This is a genomic window from Streptomyces cinerochromogenes (assembly GCF_014648635.1).
Lineage (GTDB): Bacteria > Actinomycetota > Actinomycetes > Streptomycetales > Streptomycetaceae > Streptomyces > Streptomyces cinerochromogenes.
The window spans coordinates 79,524-105,118 of sequence record NZ_BMRM01000018.1 but is presented as its reverse complement, the minus strand read 5'-3'; the positions used below and the strand labels follow the sequence as shown (position 1 = coordinate 105,118).

The following is a 25,595-nucleotide window of genomic DNA, read 5'->3' as shown; positions in this document are numbered from 1 at the left end:
TCAAGGGACACGCATATGCCAGGGCGCATTGCCCGGTCGGGCAGGCGGCCCGCACTCGCCCGAGAGGCGCCCCGTAGCCGACTGCGCAGATGACTCATACGTGCGTACTTGCGTACGACCGCCGAGCGGGACCAGGAGCGGTGGGTAGTCACTCATGGTGTGAACCTTGACGACCTTGCTTACTGCGAAATTCACCCGACAGTGGGAGTCGCGCGCCTTGGGAACAGCCCGGACAGTTTCTTCGTCGGGCCCGAGGCACCTGGGGTGGCGGCGCGTCCGGAGGACGGTTTCAAGGATGCCGACGGACGGGTCAAACGACAGGCCGCGCGCTTCCGTCTGTACGGATACGACAAGGACCACAACCTGCTGGGCGAGGTGACCTCGAACGAGGCGACCGTCCGGTGGGCGGTCGAGCTCGCGAACGCAAAAGCGGCCTGGTTCAAGTTCCACGGGCGCTTCCATCAGTCGGAGGCACCCGAGAACCGGCGCAACGCCACGATCGGCGTGTCCGATCCGCAGCAACGAGCGGCACTGGTGATCAGCCCCGGCCCACGCAGCGTCGAGGGCGCGAACGCCGATGGCAGCGGCGCGAAGTTCGACACCGGTACGTTCCTGGGCACCCCCGTCCCGCTCGGAGAGCTACGCACGGACGAGGCCGGACGCCTGCTGGTCCTCGGTGGCTTCGGACACTCGGCATCCGTCAAACAACCCGCCAACCTGGTGACGAACTACGCGAACAACGACTACTGGTTCGACGACACCTCGGACGGCCCGGTCACCGCGACCGTGACCGTCGGCCAGGGGCGGACGATTCCGGTGACACCCGCGTGGGTGCTCGTGGCACCGCCCGACTTCGCTCCCGACAGCACCAACCTGGTGACGCTCTACGACGTCGCCCGCGAGGTCGCCGAGAACGCCGGCTGGCTGCCTCGGTCCTCGGACGTCTCGTTCAGCCGCGACATCCTGCCGCTGCTCACCCGCATCTGCGGATACGCGTGGGTGAGCGGGGTCGCGGTGCGTGGCCACGGCGACGGACGTGCCGGTGACTTCCTCGATCCCGATCGTCTCGCCCGCCTGGCCTCGAACGCCCCTGAGGACGCGCCGCCGCGCAAGAACATCTTCGGCAGACTGAGAACCCCGGGCGCCGAGGACGTGACGCAGGCGAACTACACATTCATGCCTCAGCTCGCGGGGGACGACGGAGATCCCGTCGAGGGCAAACCGCGGACCTGGTTCACGATCCTGCCGGGCCAGTACGAGCGGATGCGCCGCTGGGCGTCCGGTGACTTCGTCGCCGACGGAACCGACGTAACCAGCGCGGTGCCGCTGGCTGATCTCCCGCTCGCAGAACAGCCGCACGCCCTCGTCCGAGCCGCACTCGAAGCATGCAACGGGGGCCCGTTCTTCCCCGGCATCGAGATGACGTTCATCGCGGACGATCCCGCCACCTGGGCGGGAGCCTTCCGGTTGCGCGACGGCCTCGCCCCCGGAGACGTGACCAAGTACATGGCCGTCCCCTGGCAGGCCGACTTCTACGAGTGCAACACGCACTGGTGGCCGGCCCAGCGCCCGGACGACGTGCTGCCCGAGGAGCAGTACCGCGAGCTGATCCGCACGGCGGCGGAGAAGGCCGGGGAACAGTACGTATACCGGACGCCATGGGACCGTGGGATCGGCCTGCAAGCGGTGGACCTACCGCAGCCGGCGCGGCAAGCCGGCGAAACCGACCATGACTACGCAGCCCGTCTACATAGCGCTTGGGACACCATCCGCGCATACTCCGGCGACAACGACATGGTCGAGAAATGGAGCCAGCTAGGCTTCGTCGTGGCACGCACCGACGCGTCCGGGGGAACCGTGCTGGTCGAGACGGAGCGGGCGGAGCAGGTCGGCCTCAGCGATCGTGAGTGGTTCTACTTCCTGCAGCATCCGGACCGCTTCCCGAAGCAGGCGCAGGCAGCCCGTCAATATGCGCAGGACGTGCTGAAGCACGCAGCGTCCAACCCGAGGGTGCAACCGTCGTACCGCCCGTTCCGGTACTCGGCCGAGGCCTTCAAGTCCCGCCTCGAGCTCATCTACAGCGACCTCGTACAGGCGGGTGAGAACGCAAATCCCGCGCGCTCGATTTACCGCTCGCGGCAGGACGTGGTGGAGAGAATCCGTCAGCTCGCACCGTTCAACCTGATGGACGGCGCCTGGTTGCGAAACGTCACCAAGCCCGGACCCATCAGCGAGGTCCATTCCCTGCTGTTCGCCATCTGGACGGACGAGCAGGGCAACGGCAACCCGGCTCTCAACCATGCCAACCTCTACACCGACCTGCTCCACAGCGTGGGTCTGTATCTGCCCCCGGTCGACTCGTACGAGTTCGCCATGCTGCCCGAGATGCTCGACTCGGCCTACACAGCCGCAGCCTTCGAGTTGGCGATCTCGCAGCATTCCGAGGAGTTCTTCCCCGAAATTCTGGGAATGACCCTGTGGTTGGAGTGGGAGGTGCTCGGACTCAAGCCGACGGTGAGGCTGTTCGAGTATTACGGCATCAATCCACAGTTCTACACGATGCACATTGGCATCGACAACGCGACGAACGGCCACGGAGCGAAGGCGCGTGACGCGGTCGTCCAGTACCTGGAGGGCATCTACGAGGACGGTGGCGACGCCGCCGTGCAACAGCAGTGGCAGCGGATCTGGAACGGTTACGTCGCCTTCGCCACCGTTGGCAACCTGAGCAAGGATCTGCGGGACCTGCTGCTCAATCCGCCTTCCCCGGAGGACCGGGTACTCGACCTCATCGCCCGCAAGGCCCCCTACGCCTCCCAGAACCATGACGGGAAGACGCTGGGCGAAAACAAACTCAACGACTGGTTCCTCGACCCGGCCGGTCTGCTGCAGGAGCTCCAGGACTCCGGCCTCATTGTGCCGGGTGACCCCGACAAGAGCTCCTTCTTCGAGAAGACGACGTACACGGGCCCCATGTACAAGGTCTTCTCCGAGAGTGAGTTGGAGCTGTGGCGCCAGTGGACGCGCTCGCTCACGGCCCCGCCGACCGGACCGGTGCTGACCCCACTGAAGGCGATGACCCTCCTCGTCGACACGCTCCGCCCCCGCCAGGCGGGCAACCCCGCGCACACCAAGGTGCTCCTCACCGGTCCCGACCCGACCGATCATGCCGTTCCGCCGCGGACCAGAACGGAGTCGGTGGCCTGGTGGTTCACCCAACCGACGGGGGCGCTGCTGGCGGCGCTCGCCCATCCGGACAACCAGCTGGTCTCGCCGGGCCATCCGGACGAGAGCGGGTTCATCACCGATCTGATCGCTCCGGCCAATGCGATGGGGGCAGCCTTCGAGGCAGTGGTACCGGGCACGGAGATGACCGGCACTGACATCGCGCGCTGGTGGGTCACCGAGGGGTGTCCCCTGCCGGGCCCCGCCCTGCTCGCGGGACCCGTGCTGCTGGACGCGATCGTGCTCCCGGCGGCCGGTATCGCGGTTCCCGAGGCGGACGGAGGCGAACCGGTGCTGCAGGGGATGGGCATGGTCCACTGATGACACCCGGCGCCGGAGAGACCGTCTGCGACGTGGTGATCGCAGGCAGTGGACCCGCAGGGTCGGCGACCGCGCTGACCCTGGTGCGCCAGGGAGCCTCGGTCGTCCTGGCGGACCCTGTCGTCGCGGATCCCGGCCGGAGGCAGGAGTGGAAGCTCGGGGAAAGCCTCGCACCGAGGGCCCGGCCCCTGCTCGAACGCCTCCGTGTCCTCGACCGAGTGGTCGGCGGGCCGCACACCCCGTGCTTCGGGAACCAGTCGTCCTGGGGAGGGGCGGAGCTCGCCGACAGCGACTTCCTGTACGGCATGCACGGACCGGGGTGGCATCTAGACCGCGCGTACTTCGACCGCACGCTGTTCAGGGCCGCCTGTGATGCCGGGGTCGGGCGACGCGCCCACAAGGTCAGGGCAGTGCGCCGGGTCCGTGACCACTGGCGGCTCATGCTGGGCGCAGAGACGGTCCGCGCGCGCTACCTCATCGACGCCACCGGCGCCGGAGCGGGCGTCGCCCGCTGCGTGGGCGCGGCCGTCAGGCGCGACGACCGCCTGATCGCCCTCGCGGCGCGCCTGGCTCCGAGTGTCAGGCCGCGACCGCCGTCGCTGACGTCGCTCGTCGAGTCCGCGGCGCCCGGCTGGTGGTACACGGCTCCGCTACCGGACGGAACGTCACTGGCCATGCTGATGACCGACGCCGATGTCGTCGCCGAGCGCGCCTTCCACCGGCCATGGAGTTGGTGGGAGGAGCTCATGGCGACCACACACGTCCGCGCCCGCGTGGACCACAACACGGGCCCGGCCGCGGTCCGGCTCCGGGTGCTCCGCGCCGCCACCTCCCGCACCTGCCCGGCAGCCGGACCCGGTTGGGCGGCGGTCGGGGACGCCGCCACCGCCTCGGACCCGATCGCCGGCCGGGGAATCCTCACAGCGCTCGCCACCGGCGTCACCGCGGCGGAGGCCGTCGGAGCGGACGCCGCCGGCGACCAGGAAGCGCTCGGCCGGTATGCGGCACGGGTCGAGGCGATCCACGCGGAATACCTTGATGCCCGCAGGCTGTGCTACCGGGCCGAGGAGCGCTGGGACACCCCCTTCTGGACCCGTCGCCGTAGCCGTTCGCCTCAGCAGCCGAGGCCGGGTGGGTGACGTGCCCGTCGCACCGGCGCGGCAGCGTGGTGTCGCCCGGCCGTGCTGGTGGCATGGGCGGCGATGGTTCGTTCCCACTCGATGCACAACTCAATGCAAACGGAGGTCAGTAGATGAACGGTGAGGCAATCGGTCCCGAGCAGATCGCGCGGGCCGCAGCCGAGGGCGTCGCGATCGCTCTCGCCGCCCGGAACGTGCCGGGCGACCTGGATTTCCAGGGACCCATCGTGGCCGGCAATTTTCCGCATGCGCTCTTCGAAGTGCGCCTGGAGAGGAACGAGGCCAACGGAGGAATCCAGGTGCGTAGCGTCGAGCCCTACCAGCCCGGCCAGTAGCGGTCATGTCGCGCGACGAGCCGGACAGGCAGCGGGGAGAACTCCTCTGCCCCAGCGCTGCTGCTCATTCCGAATCGGTTCTGATCGGTGTCGTCACGGGTTCGGCCGATGCTCCACGGGTTCGTCCCACCGATCATGCGATGCCGGTGACGCAGGAAGTCCTCGATCTGGCACAGCCGGTCTCGCCCACCGAGGTCTTTCGGTTCGCGGCCCCGTGCCGTACCGGAAGCTGCATTCACTTCAGGAACGCGGCCTGCCAGATCTCTGCTCGCAGCACTGTGTTGCTGGACGAGGTGGTGGCACAGCTGCCGAAGTGTCCGATCCGTGCGCGGTGCCGCTGGTTCCACCAGGAAGGCGCGGACATGTGCCGACGCTGCCCCCAGATTGTGACCAAGCAGTACGCGCCGTCAGCCGAGATGTTGCGGATCGTGAACGAGAACGATCCCCCTGAGGCTTCGTGCACTCCACACTCAGATTGAAGAAAGGAACCCCGTGGGCAACAGAATCGACGTCGAACGCCACCCGAGATCGAACAGCCCGCGGCACTTCGTCGCGTCGGCGAGGAACTGACCGGCTGACGCGAGACACGGGTCCGGGCACTCCCCGGGCCGGCCTCCGGACCTGGACAAGGGCCCAAGTCAAATGAGCGGGTTTCCCCGGCACGGGCATCCTGCCGACCTGGAACGAAGACTGACCGCGGTGCTCGATGTCGCGCTGCGGGCGCTGAAAGTCCTCGCACCGGAGGGCTACACCGATCCCGCGGATCCGGCCGCAGGACGCCCCCCCCCCCGGACAAGGTCGTTGCCGAGACCGCCATGCCGCTCCTCGCCGCAGCGCGCTCCTCGGCCGACAGGCCGGCGCTGCGGGAACGGGGTCGACGAACTCGCCCGGCAACTCGCGCCCTTCGCACGGTGCGAACAGGTGAGAGCACGCGTATGTCTGGACCCCTCGCTCGCACTCTCCCACGCGTGCGCACTCGGGGCGTGACGATCAAGTACGAATGGCGGGGCGACTTCGACAACGCCTCCCTCAACGCGCTACACGCCGACGGCTTCGGTCACCCAGTCGCTCAGACCGACTGGCGAGAGCGACTCGAGCGCCACAGCCTCGGCTGGGTCTGCGCGTGGGAAGACGGCTCTCTGATCGGCTTCGTCAACGTTGTCTGGGACGGCGGAGGTCATGCCTTCATCCTGGACACGGTGGTCGCGCAGCCCTGCCGGTCGAGAGGAGTCGGAGCCACGCTCGTTGCAACTGCGGCCGAAGAAGCCCGTGCCGCGAAGTGCGAACAAGCTGAGGCAGAACCGGAACTCGTGAACAGAACCAGGAGGTGAACACCGATAGGGCTCTGTTGACGGCCGACCCTGGCACACGAGGGGGCGCAGGCCGATTCGCAGAGATCGCGGTCGGCTGGGATCAGCGCGAGGGCTGCACCGGCGGCATCAGCCTGGTGATGGGAGCTGCCGATGCGGGTCCCGGCGGTGCCGCTCGCGCCCGGACGGAGCGTGCCAACGAAGGTACCGGGCTTGTTGGTTGTGGCGGGCTGAAAGGCCGGGGGCGGGTGCTGCTGCGAGCCGTTGACGGGCCCCGCCCTGAAGGGCCCGCTTCGGCGCTCACCGGGGGCGTTGTTCCCCCAGCACCCTGACACAGCGGGCGAGGAGCTGAGTCAGCGCGCTTTTCTCCTCGTCGGTGAACTCGGCGGCGAGGGCCCGCTCCACGCGGACGGCGCGAGCGTCGGCGTCGGCCAGCACGGTACGGCCCTCGTCCGTGAGCCGAGTCTCCAGGACGTTTCTGTGCCACTCGTGCGGGGTGCGGGCGATCAGGCCGCGGTCCTGGAGGTTCTTCAGAACGGTGTTCATGGTGGGCGGTGTCACGCCGCAGAGCCGGGCCAGAGCGGCCGCCGAGATGCCGGGCTTGTCGGCGAGGTGGAGCAGCGCGGCGTATTGCGCGACCGTCACCCCCGTCGGTTTCAGCACCGCGGTCTTGGTGGCAGCCAGGGCCTGCTCGGCCTGCTTGAGATGGGAGCCGAGGCGCTCCGACGCGGGCAAGGAGGTGGTCACCCGCGCATGATAACGGGTGCATCGATCCATGCACGCTCCTGCACAGATTCACACGTTGACGAATATTAGTGCTCTAACATAGATTCGCGTCCGTCAGTAAGTAAGACTTCAATCGATCCGAGAGGCGCCGATACCCGTGCCCCGTTCGATGGACCGCCGCACCTTCCTGACGGCCGGCGCGGCCGTCGCCCTGGCTGTGACCGCCCCCATGTCCGCACAAGCGGCCACCCGGCCCCGCATCTCCACCGCGTTCACCCTTCCCGACGAGCGGGCCTATCCCGAGGGCATCGCCCTCGACCGCAGGACGGGCGACGCGTACGTCGGCTCGTACACCACCGGTGCGGTCTACCGGGCCGCTGCCGGACACCGCACCGCCCAGGTCTTCCTGCCGGCCGGTGCCGACGGCCGGACCACGGCCAACGGCCTCAAGGTCGACCGCGCGGGCCGCCTTTGGGTGATCGACTCCACCACCGGCGTGGACGTGTACGACCTGCGCGACCGGAGCCTGCTGGCCCGCTTCGAGGTACCGGACGACAATCCGCGCTTCCTGAACGACCTCGTGGTCACCGCGGACGGAACGGCGTACATCACCGACAGCGTGCGTCCGCTGATCTACCGTGTCACCCCGGCCGAACTGGCCCGCGCACGCGGCGGCCGGGCGGCATTCACCGCACGTTACGACCTGAGCGCGGACCTGCCTTCGCGACCGTCCGCGGCCTATGCCCTCAACGGCATCGCCGCCAATCCCAGCGGACGTCTGCTGTTCGTCGTCGACATGCCCGGCGGCGGCCTCTACCGGGTGGCCGTGACCGACGGCTCGGTACAGCAGGTCGCCCTGCACGGCGGCGACCTTGCGCACGGCGACGGACTGGAGCTGGGGCACGGCACGCTGTGGGCCGCGCACAACGCCACCCACACCCTCACGCGCTGGCGCCTGTCCCCCGACGGCACCAGGGCCCGCCTCACCGGCAGTTTTACCGACCCCGCGCTCCAGACCCCGACCACCCTGGCCCGCGACCGTCGCGGCCTGCTGGTCGTCCGCTCCCAGTTCGACAAGGGGGGCCCGATGGGCCCGGGCACCCCTCGGACACCGTTCACGGTGGCACGGGTGACGGGGATGTGACTCCGGCGGCCGAGGCGCAGGGGCGCAACGCAACGGAGGGTGCTGAGCGCGGAACTCGCCGCGGGGCGGCTGCGACCAGGTGGCGCACTCTGTGCTCCGTCCGTCCGGACGGACGGATGCTCCGCTCCCCTGGCCGTCGCCCTGCGGAACACGGCGTTGCGGCCGGCCCCTCGCGCACGGCGACGACGATCAGGGCGCGCAGCAGCTTTCGCGACGGATGATCCGGCCGACCGCGTGCCAGTGCTCGCTGTCGCCGACCGTCCGCGCGGCGGCGAGGTGGTGGGGGCCGACCACGTCGTCCCGACGGTGCACGATGCCATCGCGCATCACCCAGGAGACGCGTGTCAGGTCGGTGAAGTCCTGGAAGGGGTTGCCGTCGATCACCGTGAGGTCGGCCAGCTTGCCGGGTTCGGCGGTGCCCAGGTCGTCCTCGACGCCGAACATGCGGGCGGGCACGACGGTTGCGGTCCGCAGGGTCTGGGCGGGGGACAGACCGGCGTACTGGTGCAGGGCCCGCAGGCCGAGGTGGACCTGGAGACCGATGGGGGTGAGAGGGGAGTCGGTCCCCATGGCGAGTGTGCCGCCGTCGGTGACGACCCGCCGGTAGGTGGTCATTTCCCTTCGAAGTTCGCGCAGTTGCTCCTCAGTGGGCCGGGCCTTGGCCAAGGCTTTCACGGCAACGGAGTCCCACGGGGGCATGAGAGTGGTCACCCGGGGGTCATCGGCCAGAGCCGGGTCGTCCCCGAGCAGGCAGAGGGCGTTGAAGGGCGTGATGATGATCCCGAAGCGGCCGGCCCGGTACATTTCGTGGACGTCCTCGTAGGTGTGTCCGGTGGCGGACGCTGAGCGGCCGTACTCCTGGCGCTGGGTCGCCGTCAGATGCGTCGTCAGGTCCTGGCCGACCTGAGTCCCGGGCGTCAGCAGGTGGCTTCCGGCGGGGACGCCGAGCCTCTCGTGGGCGGTGCGGGCCGCCTCCGCCATCACCTGGGCCGGGGCACGGACGTAGGTCTTGACGAAGTCGTAGTCGAGCGCGATGGCACGTTGGAGGGTGCGCCGCAGGCCGTCGGAAGTGTTGTGGGCGCGGCCCATGCTGTACGCGACCCGGCTGCCGTCGATGAGTTCGCCGGTGGTGAGCAGCCGGGGGCCGGCGATGGCGCCGCTGTCGGCGGCTTCGCGCAGGCGTGCCTGCTCGTAGGCGAAGCCGCCCAGGGAGACGTTGGTGGTGATGCCGTAGGCGAGCATCAGGCTGGTCTGACGGCCGCCGTAGATGTTCTGGTAGGGGTGGGTGTGGGAGTCCCACAGGCCGGGGATGACGGTGCATCCGGACGCGTCGATCCGCCGTTCTCCCGTTCGCCGGGCGCCGGAGCGGTGCCGTTCGACGGCGGTGATGCGGTTGCCGGTGACGACGATGTCGACGTCCTCGCGGACGGTGTCCCCCGTGCCGTCCCACAGCCGTCCGGCGTGCACCCGGGTCACGTCGGTGCGGAGCGGCAGGCGGCGGGCGGCCGCCAAGGGGACGCGGAGGGTACGGCGCCCTGTGCCGTCCCGGTCGACCAGCCGCAGCCGGCCGCCGGAGAGGTAGAGCAGGCGGCGGGAGTCACCGGACCACGACGGGTGGTCGGCCGGTTCGTCGGTGATGCGCCGCGGTCCGCCGGCGGGTGTGCCGTCCGGGCCGACGGGCAGGACCCACAACGCGGACTCCACGACCAGTGCCAGCGCCGTTCCGTCGGGCGACCAGACCGGTCCGCTGTCGCAGCGGTCGGAGACCGAGGTGTGGGGCAGCGGCAGAAAGGCCCTGGAAGATCCGTCACGGGTGTCGATCACCCGGATCACGTTGTAGCCCTCACGGAACCGCTGGTTGAGCCGGTTGCGGTCGCACAGAGCGATGTACCGGCCGTCCGGGGACCAACTGGGCCGACCAGGCAGGCCGTTGCCGCCGAGGGGTGCGGCGAGTGTGGTCTCGGCACCGGATGCGACATCGACGAGGAGGAGGTTCCCGGTGGTGTCGTGACAGGCGAGCCGCTTCCCGTCAGGGGCGAGGGCCGGGTTGAGGCGGCCGCCGGTGGCCAGGACCGTGTCCTCGCCGACAGGAAGGGAGAACCGGTGGACGGCGGCCAGACCGTCGCCGCCGGCGTCCCCGTCGTACGAGTAGACGATGCTCTTGCCGTCCCTGGCCCAGGACGGCATCTGCACGTACCGGGACGGGTCGGCCTGGAACAGCTTGCGGGGCCGCGCGCCGACGGGCATCAGCCACAGGGCGTTCAGTGCGGCGAAGACGACGGATCCGCCGTCGGGTGAGAGCGCCGGGAGGTGGATGCCGCGCACCGGCCCTGGAGCGGTGGAGTCGAAGTCGCGTGCCTTGCGGCGGTACACGGGCCGGGGGACGTCGAACGAGGCGGTGAACGGGATGTCCCGAGCCGATTCCAGGGAGGGGCTCAGGGCTTTGAGCCGACCGTCGGCGAAGTGGAGCAGGCCACCGTCCGGCGTCCAGCAGGGCGGGAGTGGCGAGACGTCCTCCCTGCCCGAGACCGTCCGGCCGTCCACGACCAGGGCCGAGGTCGCGGCGGCGGATCGGGTTCCGCCGGCGGTCCACACGAAGGCCACGCGGCCGTCCCTGGAGACGGCGGGGCACATCACCGTGCCGGCGTCGACCGTGCGTACCGTGGTGACCTCGCCGCCCGCGGCCGGTACGGAGGCGAGGGTGCGCGCTCCGGCGGCGTCCGCGCGTACGAAGAGGATCCGGGCGCCGTCCGGGTGCCAGGCGGGGTCGTAGTCCTCGACGTCCGGCCGGCTGGTCAGACGGGTCAGCTCACCGGCCGCCACGTCCACGGTCCAGATGTCGTACGAACTGCCCCGCACCGGGTCTCCGCCGCGCTCGGAGGCGAAGGCGATCCGCGTGCCGTCCGGTGACCAGGACACGCCCCGGTCGTCCCAGGGGCCGGAGGTGAGCCGGCGCGGGTCCGAACCGTCCGGGGCCATCGTCCACACGTGGAAGCCGCCGCCCTTGTAGGAGCAGAAGGCGATCGCCGAGCCGTCCGGGGACCAGGCGGGACGGGTCGGTTCCAGCTCCGGGGCGGTCAGCGCGGTCGCCGTGCCCCCACCGCGTGGCAACGCCCACAGCACGCCCTGCACCTCGATGACGAGCCGGTCGCCGTCGGGTGAGACCGTCGCGGACGCGTTGGTGCCGGCAGTGAACGTCAGCGTCCGGCTGTACGGTCCTCTTGCCCCGAACCTGCCCGGCGAAGGGGCGCAGGGTGATGCGGCCGCCGCAGAGGACGCCGAGAACGGGGCGAGCGTGGCACCGACGCCGCCCAGGGCCGTCGCGCTCAGGAAGCACCGCCGGGTGACACCCGCGGGGAGCCCTCCGGTAGCTGTCTCGTCGGGTGCGGCCGCGCGAGGATGTGCGGGCACACCTGCCGGGGGGTCGGCCGGCTCTTCGTCGGAGGGTTCGCCGGGGAGTCCCAGTGCCGCTGTGGTCATGAGGAGAGCTCCGGTGGTGGAGGAGATCTGGCGGGAGTTCCCATTCCAGGGACGCTCGAGGAAGGTCCGCGAGGGAGGCGATCGAGGGGGGCGGTCAAGCTCCCAACCCTCGACAGTCCAGAGACGTTACGTGCCTACGGACGAGGCGTTGGCTCGACAGGCACTCCTTCACCCTGCTGAGCGCACGGGCACGTCCTCGGATGACCTCCGGAATGCCGGATGCCGCCGCGGCTGTCCGGGGGCGGTCACTCACGTAGGCTGCCACACCCGGGCCCAGCCGATCGCCGTCGTCGGGCCGACCATCCCGCCGCCGCTGCATGGGGGGTGCTCGCATTCCCCGTCGAGTTGCGGGCGCCGCGGCGGCAGCGGTTGACCGAGTCCGCCGTGACGCCGAGTTCGGCGCCCAAGTCCGGCCCATCTGATCTTGTGGCAAGATCGCGGGATGCTACGACTAACCGACTTCATCATCGATTGCCCGGACACGATGAAGCTGGCAGCCTTCTACTCCGAGGTGATGGGGCTCCCGGTCAAGGAGGGCAGTAACGAGAACTGGGCCGGTATCCAGTTCGGCGATATCGAACTGGCCTTCACCCGGGTGGAGGACTACCGCGCCCCGCAGTGGCCCGACAGCGAGCACCCCAAGCAGTTCCACCTCGACTTCGAAGTCGACGACATCGAGGCCGAACAGCGCCGCGTCCTGGCCCTCGGCGCGACCCTGCAGCGGGACTGCGTCGGCCCCGACGGCTACGGCTTCCGCGTCTACGCCGACCCCGTCAGCCACCCCTTCTGCCTCTGCCGCAACAAGGGTGTCACCTGGACCGATCAGGGTCTCATCTGGCCCAAGCGGTAGGCCGCACACGGCCACGTGCACGTGGCGTGCTGCGCACCGCAGACGTCGGCCACCGGCCCGCCCAGGGGACGGGTACGCGGCCCTACGGCTGGCCGTCCTCAACCGGCCTGCCGCACCCCGGTCCGGGGTCGGGCCGAAGGCTCATTTCCGGGTCCGACGGCACACCGGCGGCCGCGTGCCGCCCCTCCACCAGTGCTCTGCAGAGTTGCGCTCCGGGCGCCGCGGTCGCACACCGGAGCCATGCCATGGAGCTGCGACCACCGGTGACGCCGATGCTCGCGCAGGAACGGGACCAACTGCCCACGCCCGCTCGGTGTCGACGTCGCCCGCGATGCCTCCGGCCTCTGGCGGCGTGCTGCCCGCCGGCACCGGACGCGGCGCGACCTCTCCCCCGCCGACGCCCCCCCCCGCTGGTCGCCGGCGAGCTGACGGCGGGCGCGGGCGCTGAACCCCGCCGTCGGAGGACCGGGCCCGTGCCGCGTGTCGTCCCGGTCGGCTGGTCTTCCCCGAACTCCCACCCCCCCGGTGATCTGGGAGCAGCAGAATCGGCGTGGACGTAGGCCCTCGGGGAGGATCGGAACGGCCAGTAGCAGGAGCGGTCAGCTGCCAGTGAGCTGGTTCGGAACGCGGCCGGAGGCGCGGAGCTCCTGCCGTTCAGAGCGTGAGCACCCCCTCCGAGCACGACTTCTTCGAACCCCCTGGTCGCCGAACCCGCCCACCGCACCGAGATCCTCATCGGCTACGCCCGGGTCTCCACCGGCGGCCAAAAGCTCGACCGCCAGATCGATGCACTCACCGCCGCCCGGGTGCCGACGCATCGTCGCCGGCAAGAAGTCCGGCACGGACGACCTCCGGCCCGAGCTGAAGGCCTGCCACGCCTTCCTCGCCGCCGGCGGCACCCTGGTGGTCCCCGTCCTCGACCGCTACGGCCGCTCCCTCAAGGACTTGGTGAACATGGTCGGTGAACTGCGCCGCCGGGAGACCGGGTTCTGCTCGCTGCACGAGCGCCTGGACACCACCACCCCCGGCGGTCGGCCCACCGTAGCCACCCCCGAAATCACCCTGCGCCGCCCGCGAGATGCTGCCCAGCCCCGAGAACTCGGCACGCAGCTGTAGGTGTTGGGGCGAGGACTTGATGGCCCCTCGCATCAACGCGAGCCAGCGGGGCCGACCTCGGACCAGCGGGTTTCCCGGACTCGATTGGAATACACATAGGTTTCTTGCCAGAACTGATTTGTGATGCAAAGCTGACTGGGTGACAGACGCTTCGATGCCCTTGCAGGGCACGCCTCAGGAAGTCCTCGCCGGTCTGGACGAGTTGACCCGCAAGGTCCGATCCGCTCAGCGCGGCACCTGGTTTCCTCTCCTGCTGCTCAGCGTGCTCACGTTGGGCGGAATCCTGGTCAGCCGCTTCACGTTCCAGGTCCTGACCGTTCCCTGCCCGGCGACCGACCCCGCCGCAGGCACGGGCTGCACCCTGGTCAAGCAGGGGTCGCCGCTCTACTGGCCCATCGGGATCGCCCTCGCCTACGCGGCGACGGCGTTCTTCTACATCCGCCGCTCCCGCAACCGCGGCGTCGGCACCCCAGTCCGGCCCTACATCCTCACCGGCATCGCCCTGCTCGGTGTGGTGGCCGCCACCACCTTCTGGAGCACCCGCCACGGGATCCCGCGGCCCGGGGAACCACTCGACTTCTGGGGCCTGCATCTCGATGCCGGCTCCGCGATGACGGGGTTCCTCGAGCGACTGGTGGGGAACGCCACGGACGTTGGGCTGCCGTTGCTGGTGCTCTCCTGGGTGGAACGCAGTCGCGTCCTGCTCCTGCTCACCGCGGTGTATCTGGCCATCGAACTGGCGCCGCTGTCCACTGGTTGGTCCGGGATCCCCTTCACCTCGCCTTGGTTCTTCCTGCCCCGCTACGCCGTCCCCGGTGTGGTCCTCCTGCTCGGCGCCCTCGGCTTCGGCCTGGCCGAGCTGCCCCGCAGGCGCAACGCGTCATGACCGATCAGCCCGAACAGCACCCCGTCACCGGTCTGGACGACGTGGTCCACCAGCGCGTCCGCCTCGGCATCCTCACCGTCGCCCACCAGGCGCGCCGGGTCGAGTTCGGCTTCCTGCGCACAACGCTCGGCCTCACCGCCGGAAACCTCAGCCAGCACCTCGCCGTCCTGGAGAAGGCCGGACTGGTCGATATCGAGAAGGGCTACGAGGGCAAACGCGCCCGCACCTGGCTCTCCCTCACCCCCGCGGGCGACCGCGCCCTGCGGGACGAGGTCGTCCAGCTCAAGCGCCTCATCCACCAGATCGAGCACGGCAGCTCCCCCCGGAGTCCTGATCCGAACCCCGTCGAACCGTGGTGAGCCGTGAACGGCTCCCCGCTGACGTCCGGCGGACCCGGACAGCACGCCGAACACCGTCCAAGAAACCCAGGGAGGACATGTGCCCATCACACCGGTCACCACGACGGACGTGACGCGCCGTCGCTTGCTCGCAGCCGCGCTGGCGGCGGGGATCGGGGCCGCCGTGCCGATCAGCGCAGCGAGCCAGGCGTGGGCGGCTTCGACCGCCTTCGGTCTGTCGCAGCTCACGCTGCCCAGGCCCAGCGGGCCGCACCCGGTGGGCACGGTGCCGCTCCACCTCGTCGACACCTCGCGTCCGGATCCTGTGGCCGGCCCGGGGCATCACCGCGAGTTGATGGCCAGCGTCTGGTACCCCGCTTGCAAGACGAAGGGCCTGCCGCGCGCTCCCTGGATGACCCAGGGTGCGCTGCGGGCATTTCTCGCGGACGTCGGCTTCCCCCTCGATCCCGCCCTCGGCCCACTCACCGCCGCACACGTCGGCGCACCCGTGCGCCAAACGGGCCATCGCCTGCCCGTCCTCGTGTACTCGCACGGCGCGGGCAGCCATCGCGGCGACCACACCCTCATGGTCCAGGAACTCGCCAGCCACGGCTACGCCGTGGTCACCGTCGACCACACGTACGACGCGTTCAGTGAGTTCCCCGACGGTCGACTCACCGTTCCGTCAGAAGTCCCGCCGTTCCTGGGGCCCCGGGACTTCGCCACGGACATCCGGTTCGTGCTCGACGTCGTCGAGGACCTTGCCGGCGGGTACAACCCCGACGTCGACGGCAGGCCACTGCCCCAGGGACTGCTCGGCGCCCTCGACCCGAAGTGCATCGGCGCGTTCGGCTGGTCGAAGGGCGGCACCGCCACCGCGCTCACTATGCTCGCCGACCAGCGCGTTGGCGCCGGGCTCAGTATCGACGGTCCGATGCAGCCGACCATCACCACCGACCTGGACCGGCCGTTCATGATGATGACCGCTTCGTTTACCCGGGCCGCCATGCCGGACGTCGCCGAGTTCTGGACACGCCTTCGCGGCTGGCGGCTGAACATCCAGGCCGACGGGGCCATCCACAAGACGTACAGCGACGACGCGACACTGATCCCACAAGCGGGCAAGGTCCTCGGCATGACCAACCAGCAGATCCAGGACATGATCGGCACCCTCGATCCGGATCGGGCGGTCCGCATCCAACAGGCATACCCGCTCGCGTTCTTCGACCTGCACCTGCGACACCGCCGGGGACATCTGCTCGACGGCCCGAGCGCGGCATTCCCAGAGGTGAAGTTCATCCCGTGAGAAGCGTCGGGCCATGCAATGCGCGGTCCGACCAAGACCGATCGGCGTTCGGGTGCCGCCCCTCGCCGAGGCGGTGGCCGTCGCCGACCATCACGCCACGGAAGAGGTAGCGCCACACGTTCCCCCGGGCGAACTGGCGACATGCTGATCATCGGCCTCGTCCAGATCGGGCAGGCGGACGCCGGCTTGCAGGCGGCGCGATCGAAGGCTGGAGGCCGTCCGCCGCGGTTGTCGAGCCGCTTGCGGTTCGCGGCCCGGTCTCGGTGCACCCGAACCGACGCGTCCCGGTCCCGGGCGGCCACCCGGCTCGAAGAACCGCCGCCCGGCCATCCGTCACGATGTGGGCCGGGTCCTCGCCAGTGGCGAGGCCTATACTCGCCCGCCTCATCACGAGTAGGGACGAAGCCTCGGCGAACTGCATGAAGCAGCAGCTCAGAGCGCAGGTGAGACGTCGTCAGGGTTTCTCCTCGGCAGAATGAGCCACATGGCCGTAGACAAGGACGCAGCGTTCACACTGCCGCGAGGCGCCACGGGCTTCTTCCAGCCGAAGGACGGGCCGCTACCGGAAACCGACCAGCGGGCGTTCCGGGCAGCGCTTTATGCGGCCGCCCGGACGGCCACAGGCCATGTGGGCGAGATAGAGGAACAGACGTACCCTCGTACGTTCCACACCGCGACGGTCATCGAGGGCACAGGCGAGTGCGTCATCCTGTGTCACGCCTACCACCCCTGGATCGCATTCGCTCAGGAACGCCGGGACTGGTACACCGAGGAGTTCCTCACACCGCCACCGTGGGCCCATGCCTTTGCCGACCTGGGGTTCGTAGTACTTGACCGCGCGCAGCTCACTCTGCCGCTCTCGGACATCGACACCTCGGTCCTCACCCGGGCGGATTGGCGCGAAGTTCGCTTCTACGGCATCACCACATTGGGCGGACTGCTCTTCAACGCATGGGACTGACGTCCAAGCAGACTCCGTGCGCGACGATAAACGTCAAGCTAACACCCTGCGTCTGCCGCCCCGTGTATGGGCTGCTCCCCGCGCCCGTGGGATGGTCGCATGCCGCGCCGGATGGGTTGTTCTACGAACTCGTGCTCCCCCGCAGGAGCAGGGACGGTACCGGCAGCTCCCCCCCCGTTGCGTCACGGCCGACAGATACTCCCCCGCAGGCGGGATGGTCCAAGCCCTTCGCGTCTCACCGCTCACAGCCCGGGCCGGCCTCCAGGAGACCACGTAGATCGGGGCGCCGTCGGGCCGGGTGGCGCGGATGGACTTCGGCGCGGCCAGCGTGTTGGCAGCGCCGTTCGTACGCCTGTTGACGCCCCTAGCCGGTCGTCGCCGACCGAATAGCAGCAGTGGAAGTACCGCGCGCCATGGGTGCGCTGGTAGGTGACGGGCAGCCGGTCGGGGCGTTGGCGCGCGGCCCGGCCCGCGCCTGCGGTGGGGTGGGTGCCGAGCGGGCCGACCTCGTCGAAGGTGAAGACCCGGTCAGGGAGGCGGTCGAGGACTTCCTCGATCTGGTCCGGCTTCGCATCGGACAGCAGACTCCGGAGATCCACGCGAAATCCCCTTGCTCAATGGTCAAGAATCGTTGACCATTGCTCGCATGCCTACCGATGATCTTCCCGAGACGTTTCACGTCACTACGGACGAGCAGCTGCGCGCCGTCTCCAATCTCACGCGTCACCGGATCATGGCCGTGCTCCGCTTCGAGCCGGCGACGATTACGCAGATCGCCGAGCGAGTGGGCCTTGCGAAGGGGAGTTCCAGCTATCACGTGCGGCTGCTGGAGCGCGCCGGCCTGGTGAAGGTGGTGCGGACGCGGAAGGTGCGGGGTGTCACCGAGCGGTACTACGCGATGGCCGCGCGGTCGATCGTGCTGCCGGACCCGGGCGAGGGAGGGCCGGATGTGCTGATGCGCCATGCGGTGGCGGACCTGGAGGCGTCGCCGGCGGACGGCGAGCGGCACGTCCGGATGGCGCACCTGCGGCTCACCGAGGAGCAGTTCGCTCAGCTGGGGGCGCGGCTGCAGGCGCTGGCGGACGAGTACCTGGAGCTGTCCGATCCGTCGCTGCCGGACGCGTCACTCGTCTTCGCACTGTTCCACCCGGCGCCGCGAGAGCAGGCCGAGGAGGGCGCCAAGTGACCTCGGACATACAGAAGTTGCCGATCGGGTTCGGTCGGCTGTGGACTGCGCAGACGGTGTCCTCGCTCGGTGACGGGGTGTCGCATGCCGCGCTGCCGCTGCTCGCGTTGACGTTGACGCGGGATCCGATGGCGCTCGCCGTCGTCACGGCCGCCGGGACGCTGCCGTGGCTGCTCTTCGGGGTGCTCGGCGGTGCGCTGGTGGACCGCTGGGACCGCCGGCGCACGATGTGGGTCATGGACGCGGCGCGTGCGGTGCTGCTCACGATACCGGCGGCAGCGGCCGCGCTCGACGTGCTGAGCATTCCGCTGCTCGCGGCCGTCGCCTTCCTGCTCGGCATCGGCGGACTCTTCTTCGACACGGCCGCCACGGCCTATCTACCGGATCTACTCGGCCGTGACCCCGCACTCCTGGAGCGTGCCAACTCTCGCTTGCGCGGCGCCCAGACCGCCATGTCCGGCTTCGCGGGGCCGCCTGCGGGCAGTGCGCTGCTCGCGCTCGGGCGGGCGGTTCCGCTGCTCGCCGACGCGGTGTCGTTCCTGCTCTCCGCACTGCTCGTACAGTCGCTTCCCGCCATGCCGCGGCCCGTGCCGGAGATCCGCGAGTCGCTGCTTCGGCAAGCGCGGGCCGGGGCCTCGTACGTCTTCCGGGACCGGTTGCTGCTCGGGCTCGCGCTCCGCCCGGCGATCGGGAACGTCGCCTTCCTCGCTGTCGAGACCGTCCTCGCCCTCTTCGCGCACGACCGCCTCGGCATCGACACCTACGGCTTCGGCCTGCTCCTCACGGCGGAGGCCGCCGGCGGCCTGCTCGGTGCAGGCATCGCCTCCTACCTCGGCCGACGACTCGGCACCGGCACCGCACTGACCTGCACAGCCGCAGTCGAAGGGCTTGCCATCCTGGGCCTGGCCGCTGCCCCGGACCCGTACGTCGCCGGGCTGGCGCTCGCCGTCTGCGGGGCCGGCATGGGCGCCACGATGGTGCTCGGGCCCTCCCTCCGACAGGCGATCGTCCCGGCCCACCTCATGGGCCGGGTCGCCTCCACCTCCCGCATGCTGGCCATGTGCGCCGCCCCCATCGGGGCCTTCCTCGGCGGCTGGCTGGCCACCACCTACGACATCCGCACCCCGCTCTACACCGCCGCCGTCCTCCTCCTGGCGATGACGGCCGTCACCGCATCCATGACCAGCAACCGCCGGGTCGAAGCGGCGCTGCGTGCCGCCGGCCGGGGCGGCGGCCCAGATCCCAGGGCGTCCAAGGATCCCGCCCAGGAGAGTGCACCCGACGTGGTGTGACGCCTGCCGCGAAGGCGTCACACCACGTCGGGAATCCCCCGCCCGGCCCGGCCGCACCCACGACATCACCGCCGCGCGCCACGACCACGTCCTGGCCCGCCTGCGCGCCGCCGGCCTCCGAGCGCTGGCGGACCTCGGCTTCCGCGGGTCGCTCCGCAGACCATCCGCCGCTCCCACTCCGTCCACCCGGTCACGGCGGTTCAGACCGACTACTCGCGCTTCGAGCGCGGCATCGAGGACAACGGGGTGATGGCCACCCGCCGATGGCCTCCGCCGCACCGACCCTCGCTTCCAGGGCGAGAACTTCAAGATACGGTGACGGGATGAGCGACAGCCTTCCTGCCGACGTAGCCGACGCGCTTGCGGCAGTCCTGAGCGCGGAGGATCCGGTGCATGTCGCGCTCCGAAGGCAGGTCCCGCACCTCAGCGTGCGAGCGCGCTGCAGATGTGGTTGCGGCACCGCCTACTTCGCACTCGACACCAGCGAGGCGAAACCTGCGCCCGCCGGACCCGGCACTGTCGTGGCGGCCGAAGCACGACTCGTCACCGAGGCGGGCGAGTGCCCCGGCGAGGTCCTGGTCTTCACCCAGGACGGCTACCTGTCGTGGCTGGAAGTCTGTTCATGGAGCGACGACATCGAAGTGACACTCGCCACCGCTCGTCACTGGCTGCGGACGCGCTCCTGACCCCGTACGGCCGGCACCCCGACGGGCCACGGAACACCGTCGGCGTCGCGGGGCGGCCAGGGAGCGCTTACTCCTGCACCCGATGAACGTCCCGGTGTGACCAGGACGTTGCAGGACGGCTGGTCCCCGTCCCGGCCGGCGGACGTCAACGAGCGCGCTCCGCGACGCACTCACCGGCCCCGGCGGGTACCCAGGGGCGGCTGGGCGGCGCCCTCGTCCGCCGGCAGGGGTGCCGGCTGCTCCGACGGTCCGGGGACGTGGGAGCCGGGGGTGGGTGTACGGGCGGTGGAGCGTTCGGCCCGGGACTCGCCCGCCCGGCGGGTTCGGTGCAGGGCCAGGTGGAGGACCGGGATCAGGACGCAGGTGACCGCGGCGCTGTGCCACAGCAGGGCGTCGAGCCGGCCGGCCGTGAGGTACGCGCCCGCGGCGACCGCCGCCAGGGCGCACACCCCGCGGTCCACGATGCTCTCCACGGACAGCAGCGTGGCGCGCGGGGCGTCGGCCGGGACGGCGTCGTTGACGAGTTTGCGCTGCACCGGGTACACGAACCCGGTGATGGCGGCGAACGCGCACAGCAGCGCGACCACGGCCCACGGTGCGCCGAGGGTGGTGGCGGCGAGGGTCACGGCCAGCGCCACACTCAGCAGGGACACCCATTGGGCGGCGGACAGCCGGCGGCTCAGCCAGCGCGGACGCGCCGAGGCCACGGCCTCGGCGACCGTCATGGCCGCGAGTACGCCGCCGTGCGCACCTTCCCCGATGCCGTGGTCCAGGAGCACCGGTTGGAAGAGGTTGACCTGGCATATGCGGGCGAGCGTGAACACCGCGACGCCCTGCACCATGAGCAGCGGCAGCCACGGTGAGGCGCGCAGAGCCCGCAGGGCGGCCCCCGTGTCGTGCAGGAGGGTGCCGCGCCGCCGTCCGCCCGCGCGGGGCCCGGAGGCCGGGCGGGGGGCGAGGCGCGGCAGGGCGAGCGCGCACAGCAGCGACCCGGCGGCGCAGGCCGCGCTGAGGACGTACGGGGCCGGCCGGACCAGCGTCATCAGCGGGCCGACCAACGGCCAGCACAGGACCTTCGCGGCCAGCCCGAGGGAGCGCGCGGTGCCCTCGGCGCCCAGGTAGTGCGCGTCGGCCCCTTCGGCGCGCAGCGCGTCGTAGAGGTAGGCGCTCGCCGCGCCCGACGCGAGGGACCGCCCGGCCGCGATGGCGAGGAAGTGCACGAGGAAGCCGGTGTAGGAGGGGGCGAGGACGGGGGCCAGGTTGGCGGCCGTCATGACGACCGCGCCGGCGCGCAGGCAGTTGCGGGCGCCGATGCGGTCGGCGACCACGCCGGTCGGGATCTCGAAGAGGCAGAACGCGGTGTAGTAGATGCTCTGGATGCCGAAGATCTGGCCGTCGGACAGTCCGGCGTCGCGCTGGTAGGCGTAGAAGACGGGCATCCACCACAGCAGGTTGAACAGCAACTGGAAGGCGTTGTTGAGGCGGATGACGCGGCGGGCGGCCGGGGAGGGGACCGGGCCGGCGCGGCGGGCGGAGCGGGCGGGCACCGGACGGCTCACCGGGCGTAGGGGCGGATCTGGACCAGCCGGAAGTCCCCGTCGCCGGTCATCAGCCACTCGATGTCGAGGGCGTCGTCGGGGTCGTCGGCGCTGAAGTGGGACTGCAGCAGGCGTCCGGCGAGGGCCAGCCGGGCGAGCGCCGCGCGGGTGGGGGCGGGCAGGTCCTCCCCGGCGGTGCCGACGTCGAGCGTGCGCCCGCCGCCCTCGACGGTGTTGTACAGGTACTGCTGGGGCAGCACCGAGCCGTCCACGACGTGTTCGGGCGAGCCCGGGGTGCAGTTGACGTACACGGTGCGGAAGTCCTCGCGGCGCGTGGGGTTGCAGGTGACCAGGACGCCGCCGAGGCTCGCGGGCAGGTACTCCTGGACGATCACGCCCATGTAGGTGTCGTCCAGGCAGATGCCGACCTGGTGCCGCAGGCGCACGCTGCGCGGTGACAGCAGGGACGCCCACACCTGCCGCACCGCGTCCATGAGTTGTTCCGCTCCCCGCACGGTGGTCACGGAGTCGTAGATGCCGGCGGCGGAGAAGCCGGGCAGGTCCTCGGCGTTGGAGGAGGAGCGCACCACCATGCGGCGTCCGTCCGCGAGCAGCCGCGGTACCGCGGAGGTGACGGCGCGGGCCACGTCCGGGGGTACGGGCGTGGCCCGCACGAGCTGCTGGAGGTTCAGGCACAGGGGGTCGACGATGTCGAACGCCCCGAGTTCCAGGGCCATCTTCAGTTTGCCGATGCCCTGTTGGAGGGCGGGTGAGGAGGTGAGGAACAGGTGGTGCAGGCGGAAGGGCAGCGCCACGCCTTCGGGTGCGCGGACGGTGTCCGCCACGTACTGGGCGGCGGCCGACCGGAGGTGCTCGCGTGCGGCGTCCCGCTCGCCGAGCCGGGCCGCCAGGTGGCCGAGGAGGTCGCGGCGCGGCGGGCGGGGCCGGGCGTGGAACACCGTCAGGTCGGCGGTCCGGCTGTCGAGGACGTGGTGGAGTTCTCCGAGGTTGGCCGCCTTGGTGCCGTAGCTGTCGCGGTCGGAGCGCCGTAGCCGGTGCAGGGCGAGGACGGGGGCTTCTTCGAGCAGGGGCGTGTCGATGCGGATGCGCTGCTGGTGCCAGGCGGGCTTGGTCAGCCGGGGTGGCGCGGCGAGCGGCTCCAGGGTGACGGCGTCCTCGCTCACCCGGTAGCGCACCCAGGTGCCGTCCAGGCCGCCCCGCCCGTCGAGGGCGTCCGGGTCGTCCAGGGTGTCGAGGTCGCGCACGATGGCGTTCGGGATGCCCCAGCCGGAGGCGAGCACGTTGGTGTGGGACAGCGGGGTGATGGGTGCGGTGTTGATGAAGCCGGCCACCCTGGGCACGTCGTCGGGCAGGCGGGGCATGGCGACGATGTCCGCCCAGCCGAGGTCGGAGGCGGCCGCCTCGTACGCGGCCGTGGTGCGGAAGTGCCGCAGACGGCCCTCGGCCTGCCCGGGGTTGAGGCAGGTGCGGGTGCGGTCCCCGAACAGCTTGTGGCTGAGGACGCGGGGGACGACCGCCTCCGGGATCGGGGCGAGTTCCGCCTCCTGACCGTGGTTGGCGGGCTTCAGCAGCAGCGGGAGGCGTCCGTCCACGCGTCCGCGCACGTAGAGGTAGAACTCCTCCAGCAGGGCGCCGTGCATGGTGTCGGCCTCGGTGGTCTCCAGGACCAGGAAGGGGCACTCGCTGCCGTCCGCCGCCCGGTCGGTGTGCAGGGACAGCACGCCCAGCAGGAAGCGGCGGTCGGGGTCGGTGTACACGGAGGCGTTGAACGCGTCCAGGCGGGCGTCCAGTTCGTCCACCGTCATACCGAGGATGCGGGTGGCGATGTAGTTGACGTGGAAGGGGTGGACGCGGGTGTCGAGGAGGTGCCAGGTGCAGACGTGCCGGTCGACCACGACCTTCAGGTAGGGGTGCCCGGCGAGCACACCGGAGAGGGTGCGGAACAGCGGCAGGGTCAGGTTGGCGCCGACGACGGTGCGGTCCGCGCCCGCCTCGGCCGGGTCGGTGCGGTCCAGGGCGGAGGTCATGCCCGCGCTCCTTCCGTGGCGTGCAGGGGCAGGAGGTCCGGCAGGGCGTCCACGAGGGCGCTGAGGTCGTGGACGACGGTCTGCGGCCGGTCCGCGGACAGCAGGCACAGCGCGGCCATGGTGTTGGCGCCCGCGGCCGGGTCGTAGACGGGGACGGGGGCGCCGTCCGGCAGCGAGCTCTCCTCTACGACGCTCAGCCTGCTGTGCGGTCCCACCGGGGCGGACCGGATCACGGCGGTGGAGTCCCACAGGTGACGGCTCGGCCACGGCGCGCCCGCGCCGTCCACGGCGAGGACGACGAGGGAGCCGGCCGCGCTCTGGGCGTCCGCGGGGGTCAGCGCCCTGGCCGGCCAGTCGGGTGTGCCGCCGAGCAGCTGTTCGGTGAACAGGCCGACCAGGTCGAGTCCGAAGACCTCCTCGATCTGCGGCACGGTCATCGCGCCGCCGAAGCGCGCCGCCGTCTCGATCACCCACATGCGGCCGCCTGCCCCGAGCTTGATCTCCGTGTGGGTGCCGCAGTCCTCCAGGCCGAGCGCGTCCACGGCCCGCCGGGCCAGCGCCACGATCGCGTCCTGCGCCTCGCCGGTGACGGCGGCCGGCGTGATGCCCGCCCGTTCGGTGAACGGCGCGACGGTCGGCATCCGGCCGCTCACGCAGACCGGCCGGAAGACGCCTTGCGTGACCACGCCCTCGACGCTGACGTAGTCTCCCCAGCCCGGTCCCGCGAACCACTCCCCCGCGCAGCCGGTGACGATCTCCTCGACGAGGAAGTCCTCGCCGGCGCCGGCGACATGGAGCTCGGCGTATCCCAGGCGTGCCGACTCCGTCATCACCTCGCGGGAACGGGCCCACGCGGCCGGGGCGTCGGCGGGGGCCGCGATGATCTGGTGCGCGGTCGAACCGGCGCTCCAGGCCGCCTTCAGCAGCAGGGGGCACTCCAGCTCACGCGTGGCGTTTCGCAGTCGGTCCACCGTGGCGACGGGCCGGAAGCGGGGCTGGGGAATGCCCCGCCGTTCCCAGGCCGTGCGCATGAGCCGCTTGTCGCGGGCGAGGGCCGCGGCCGGGCCGGCCCCGCGCAGCCCGAGCCGGCGGGCGGCCTCGGCGACCGCGACGACCGCGTACTCCGAGAAGGTGACCACCGCGTCGGCGCCCACCTCGCGGGCCCGGGAGGTGATGGACGCGACCAGGTCGGCCGCCTCCGCGCCCCCGGCGGCGACGGCCGAGGCACACCACGCACGGGTGCGCGCCGCGCTGCCGGCGGGCAGTTCGCTCAGTGCCAGCAGGTGCACCTCGGCCCTCGCGGCCACCCTGGGCAGGGCGTACCCGACCGGGGGACCACCCTTGGCATGCACGTACAGCACCTTCGCCACGGGACTTCAACTCCTTCTCTTCGGCGGCTTGTTCGGGTGTCACGTCGCGCGGACGGACGGCTGGGCGGCGCGGCGACGCGTGCGAGGCGGCGGGCTTCCGGTGCGCCGGCTCCGTGTCCGCGCCTGCCGTACGGGCCGCCGTACGGCCTGCCGTCCGTGTGCGCCGTGGGACGGTTCCCGTCCAGCGAAGCAGTCGGGTTTCCCGGCTCTCGCCGCTTCGAGCGCGGTCGTCTCAGGCACATGCCTGAGTGGGCTCGCGGCCCGGGTGCCACGCGGGCCTCAGGCGGCCGCATGGCTGGGCATGTACGGGACACGCATGAGATGTCACACACCGTGAC

At 70.9% G+C, this 25,595-nt stretch carries 20 protein-coding genes and 2 pseudogenes; 15 read left to right on the top strand and 7 right to left on the bottom strand.

What is annotated here, in order from left to right:
• The first annotated feature begins 159 nt into the window (after nucleotides 1–159).
• The 3 genes from IEZ20_RS30220 (at nucleotide 160) to IEZ20_RS30210 (ending at nucleotide 5,020) form a co-directional block, all read left to right on the top strand.
• Nucleotides 160–3,546: a LodA/GoxA family CTQ-dependent oxidase gene (locus IEZ20_RS30220; protein WP_189304528.1), complete on the top strand. Its 3,387-nt coding sequence runs from the start codon at nucleotides 160–162 to the stop codon at nucleotides 3,544–3,546.
• On the top strand, nucleotides 3,546–4,685 hold the full coding sequence (locus IEZ20_RS30215; protein ID WP_189304526.1) for an NAD(P)/FAD-dependent oxidoreductase: 1,140 nt from the start codon (nucleotides 3,546–3,548) through the stop codon (nucleotides 4,683–4,685). The genes IEZ20_RS30220 and IEZ20_RS30215 overlap by 1 nt, the downstream gene beginning before the upstream one ends.
• A 113-nt stretch (nucleotides 4,686–4,798) precedes the next feature.
• The gene (locus IEZ20_RS30210) at nucleotides 4,799–5,020 is read left to right on the top strand and encodes a hypothetical protein (RefSeq protein ID WP_189304524.1); all 222 of its coding nucleotides are present in this window, start codon (nucleotides 4,799–4,801) and stop codon (nucleotides 5,018–5,020) included.
• A 235-nt stretch (nucleotides 5,021–5,255) separates the two neighbouring features.
• Here IEZ20_RS30210 and IEZ20_RS40480 read toward each other — a convergent pair whose 3' ends face one another.
• Nucleotides 5,256–5,384 (bottom strand): hypothetical protein, encoded by a 129-nt coding sequence (locus IEZ20_RS40480; RefSeq protein WP_268253084.1) that lies wholly within the window; start codon nucleotides 5,382–5,384, stop codon nucleotides 5,256–5,258.
• A 619-nt stretch (nucleotides 5,385–6,003) separates the two neighbouring features.
• On the opposite strand from IEZ20_RS40480, the gene IEZ20_RS30205 reads away from it, so the two are divergent.
• Nucleotides 6,004–6,351: a GNAT family N-acetyltransferase gene (locus IEZ20_RS30205; RefSeq protein WP_189304522.1), complete on the top strand. Its 348-nt coding sequence runs from the start codon at nucleotides 6,004–6,006 to the stop codon at nucleotides 6,349–6,351.
• Nucleotides 6,352–6,630: 279 nt separating this feature from the next.
• Here the strand turns inward: IEZ20_RS30205 and IEZ20_RS30200 are convergent, their stop codons facing one another.
• Nucleotides 6,631–7,077, bottom strand: a complete 447-nt coding sequence (locus IEZ20_RS30200; protein WP_229896327.1) for a MarR family winged helix-turn-helix transcriptional regulator — start codon at nucleotides 7,075–7,077, stop codon at nucleotides 6,631–6,633.
• Nucleotides 7,078–7,213: 136 nt separating this feature from the next.
• Between IEZ20_RS30200 and IEZ20_RS30195 the strand changes: the two genes are divergently transcribed.
• Nucleotides 7,214–8,200 (top strand): SMP-30/gluconolactonase/LRE family protein, encoded by a 987-nt coding sequence (locus tag IEZ20_RS30195; RefSeq protein ID WP_229896326.1) that lies wholly within the window; start codon nucleotides 7,214–7,216, stop codon nucleotides 8,198–8,200.
• 189 nt (nucleotides 8,201–8,389) lie between these two features.
• Here the strand turns inward: IEZ20_RS30195 and IEZ20_RS30190 are convergent, their stop codons facing one another.
• Complete coding sequence (locus tag IEZ20_RS30190; RefSeq protein WP_189304519.1) at nucleotides 8,390–11,680, bottom strand: amidohydrolase family protein; 3,291 nt, start codon at nucleotides 11,678–11,680, stop codon at nucleotides 8,390–8,392.
• 442 nt (nucleotides 11,681–12,122) lie between these two features.
• Between IEZ20_RS30190 and IEZ20_RS30185 the strand changes: the two genes are divergently transcribed.
• From IEZ20_RS30185 to IEZ20_RS30160, 7 genes and pseudogenes are all read left to right on the top strand, one after another.
• Complete coding sequence (locus tag IEZ20_RS30185; protein WP_189304517.1) at nucleotides 12,123–12,530, top strand: VOC family protein; 408 nt, start codon at nucleotides 12,123–12,125, stop codon at nucleotides 12,528–12,530.
• 786 nt (nucleotides 12,531–13,316) lie between these two features.
• Nucleotides 13,317–13,646 (top strand): recombinase family protein, encoded by a 330-nt coding sequence (locus tag IEZ20_RS39955; protein ID WP_229896325.1) that lies wholly within the window; start codon nucleotides 13,317–13,319, stop codon nucleotides 13,644–13,646.
• A gap of 139 nt (nucleotides 13,647–13,785) precedes the next feature.
• Nucleotides 13,786–14,532 (top strand): hypothetical protein, encoded by a 747-nt coding sequence (locus IEZ20_RS30175; RefSeq protein WP_189304515.1) that lies wholly within the window; start codon nucleotides 13,786–13,788, stop codon nucleotides 14,530–14,532.
• Nucleotides 14,529–14,891 (top strand): winged helix-turn-helix domain-containing protein, encoded by a 363-nt coding sequence (locus IEZ20_RS30170; protein ID WP_189304513.1) that lies wholly within the window; start codon nucleotides 14,529–14,531, stop codon nucleotides 14,889–14,891. Before IEZ20_RS30175 ends, IEZ20_RS30170 begins: the two co-directional genes overlap by 4 nt.
• 79 nt (nucleotides 14,892–14,970) lie before the next feature.
• Nucleotides 14,971–16,176, top strand: a complete 1,206-nt coding sequence (locus IEZ20_RS30165; protein ID WP_189304511.1) for an alpha/beta hydrolase family protein — start codon at nucleotides 14,971–14,973, stop codon at nucleotides 16,174–16,176.
• A gap of 217 nt (nucleotides 16,177–16,393) precedes the next feature.
• Nucleotides 16,394–16,599 (top strand): annotated as a pseudogene (locus tag IEZ20_RS40620) (NF041680 family putative transposase); the annotation flags it as partial.
• Nucleotides 16,600–16,660: 61 nt separating this feature from the next.
• Complete coding sequence (locus IEZ20_RS30160) at nucleotides 16,661–17,137, top strand: hypothetical protein (RefSeq protein WP_189304509.1); 477 nt, start codon at nucleotides 16,661–16,663, stop codon at nucleotides 17,135–17,137.
• Between the two features lie 267 nt (nucleotides 17,138–17,404).
• Here IEZ20_RS30160 and IEZ20_RS39945 read toward each other — a convergent pair.
• Nucleotides 17,405–17,712 (bottom strand): annotated as a pseudogene (locus IEZ20_RS39945) (IS630 family transposase); the annotation flags it as partial.
• 71 nt (nucleotides 17,713–17,783) lie between these two features.
• Between IEZ20_RS39945 and IEZ20_RS30150 the strand changes: the two are divergent.
• From IEZ20_RS30150 to IEZ20_RS30140, 3 genes are all read left to right on the top strand, one after another.
• A complete protein-coding gene (locus tag IEZ20_RS30150) occupies nucleotides 17,784–18,323 on the top strand; it encodes an ArsR/SmtB family transcription factor (RefSeq protein WP_189304505.1) in 540 nt (179 codons plus the stop codon).
• Nucleotides 18,320–19,615 carry an MFS transporter gene (locus IEZ20_RS30145; protein WP_189304503.1) on the top strand — a complete coding sequence of 432 codons (1,296 nt, stop codon included), beginning with the start codon at nucleotides 18,320–18,322 and terminating at the stop codon, nucleotides 19,613–19,615. Before IEZ20_RS30150 ends, IEZ20_RS30145 begins: the two co-directional genes overlap by 4 nt.
• A 323-nt stretch (nucleotides 19,616–19,938) precedes the next feature.
• Complete coding sequence (locus IEZ20_RS30140; RefSeq protein ID WP_189304501.1) at nucleotides 19,939–20,301, top strand: hypothetical protein; 363 nt, start codon at nucleotides 19,939–19,941, stop codon at nucleotides 20,299–20,301.
• A gap of 170 nt (nucleotides 20,302–20,471) precedes the next feature.
• Here the strand turns inward: IEZ20_RS30140 and IEZ20_RS30135 are convergent, their stop codons facing one another.
• From IEZ20_RS30135 to IEZ20_RS30125, 3 genes are read right to left on the bottom strand one after another with little or no spacing between them, the layout of a single operon-like run.
• On the bottom strand, nucleotides 20,472–21,860 hold the full coding sequence (locus IEZ20_RS30135; RefSeq protein WP_229896324.1) for an MFS transporter: 1,389 nt from the start codon (nucleotides 21,858–21,860) through the stop codon (nucleotides 20,472–20,474).
• Entirely contained in the window at nucleotides 21,857–23,887 is a 2,031-nt protein-coding gene (locus tag IEZ20_RS30130) for a PEP/pyruvate-binding domain-containing protein (RefSeq protein WP_189304499.1), read from the bottom strand. The genes IEZ20_RS30135 and IEZ20_RS30130 overlap by 4 nt, the downstream gene beginning before the upstream one ends.
• Nucleotides 23,884–25,257, bottom strand: a complete 1,374-nt coding sequence (locus IEZ20_RS30125) for an ATP-grasp domain-containing protein (protein ID WP_189304497.1) — start codon at nucleotides 25,255–25,257, stop codon at nucleotides 23,884–23,886. The genes IEZ20_RS30130 and IEZ20_RS30125 overlap by 4 nt, the downstream gene beginning before the upstream one ends.
• Between the last annotated feature and the right edge of the window lie 338 nt (nucleotides 25,258–25,595).